The following is a 1,483-nucleotide window of genomic DNA, read 5'->3' as shown; positions in this document are numbered from 1 at the left end:
CCTGCGTGGTCGGCAGCGCCGGCCCTGCACTGGCGGACTGCACGGCGGCCGGGACGATCGCGCCACCCGCGGTCAGCTGACGCTGCGACACGGGATTCGCGATCTGCGCGACCGCCCCCGACGGCGCGGCACTGGGGCCGGGAGCGGCATCGATCGGGACGGACGCGTCGTAGCTGACGTAGAGGGTGGTGGCGACCTTCGCGCGATCGCGCTGCCCACCCGTGGTCATCCAATACCCGGACTGTCCGACGACCTCCTGGAACTGCATGAAGGACGCGGGGAACGCACCCCAGTGATCGAGGTTCTCCCAGTCCTGCGCGACCTGACCCTGCACCGCTGATGTCACGCCGACGTACTCCGGAGCCTGTGCGAACCCCGTGGGCGTCATCGTCGCTCCCCTGATCTCGGCGATCACGACCTCACGCGGCTCGATGGGAACCCACTTCCCCATGTCCTCGCGATCCGTGCCGAACCCGCTGAGGCTCGCCGTCACCCGCCCGTCGCCCTGCGCATCCATGACCAGGTGCGGGTCCGACGCCGACCAGTAGGTCATGCCGCCGTACATCACCGCCGTGAAGGAGCCGCTCCAGCGGATGTCCGCGCCCGCGTCGTCCACCCGGCCGATGCCGTGGGAGATCACCACCTGCGACTCGGTGTGCGCGGTCGCCGACGTCACCGAGACCGGGGCCCCGCTGCGGTCGAGGCACTTCGTCGCGAAGGAGGCCGGCGCCCAGCTTCCGTCGGATGCCGCCTTGACGACCTCCACGTTGCCGGCCGCAGCCGAGTAGAGGCCGTCGCCCTCCTCCCAGACCTTCGCACCACCGGCATTGCCCGCGGTCCCGGCAGAGAGGAAGTTGCATCCGCCCGCGAAGGCGCCGCTGCCGGCCTCGGCATTGATCCCCCAGCGCAGGACCGCGTTCGTGATGTCGCCGTCGCCGGGGCCTCCGGGGTCGCTCGCGGTCGGGATCGTGACGGTGATGGTCGACTCGTCGTCGTCCGCGGCGACCGCGGGCGCTGCCGGAAGCAGCGCGGCCGCGATGAGCAATCCGGCGATCGCCCCGCAGACGCCGAGGCGAGCCGACGACGGACGTCGCTCTGTGAGAGTCCTCATGCGCGGACCCCCGCGGCCACGCCGTGCGGTAGCACCGTCTCTGCCCGACGAGCGCGGCGTCGGCGTGTGGCGCGCACGATAGACACGACGAGGCTCGTGATCAGCAGCGCGAGAGCGATCACGATCGCGATCGCCGTGACGATGAGCAGCCACGTCGGCGTACCGTCCGACGTCGTGGTGGCGGCGATCGCGAGGGCGTTCGCCGCCACCACGATCTCGGCCTCGACGGTGCCGCCGGTCGCGGCGCCCTGGACCGTCAGCAGGTGCGTCCCCGCAGCGAGGTCGGCGGGGATGGGCAGCACGCCGGCCACCTCGCCCGAGTTCCCGGCGGTGAGTGGGCCTACCGCCACCGCACCGCCGTCGAGGCTCGCC

The 1,483-nt window shown here is 72.0% G+C and carries 1 protein-coding gene and 1 pseudogene; both read right to left on the bottom strand.

The genetic code is table 11. The features are described from left to right. Positions 1-1,111 (bottom strand): annotated as a pseudogene (locus RTM68_RS18760) (hypothetical protein); the annotation flags it as partial. Further along, the coding region (locus tag RTM68_RS18755) for a hypothetical protein (RefSeq protein ID WP_312173843.1) at positions 1,108-1,483 on the bottom strand (376 nt) is incomplete at its 5' end. The pseudogene RTM68_RS18760 and the gene RTM68_RS18755, both read right to left, overlap by 4 nt.

The sequence above is a fragment of the Microbacterium sp. genome (assembly GCF_031988965.1).
Classification (GTDB): Bacteria; Actinomycetota; Actinomycetes; order Actinomycetales; family Microbacteriaceae; genus Microbacterium.
This window is presented reverse-complemented; position numbering and strand designations above follow the sequence as displayed.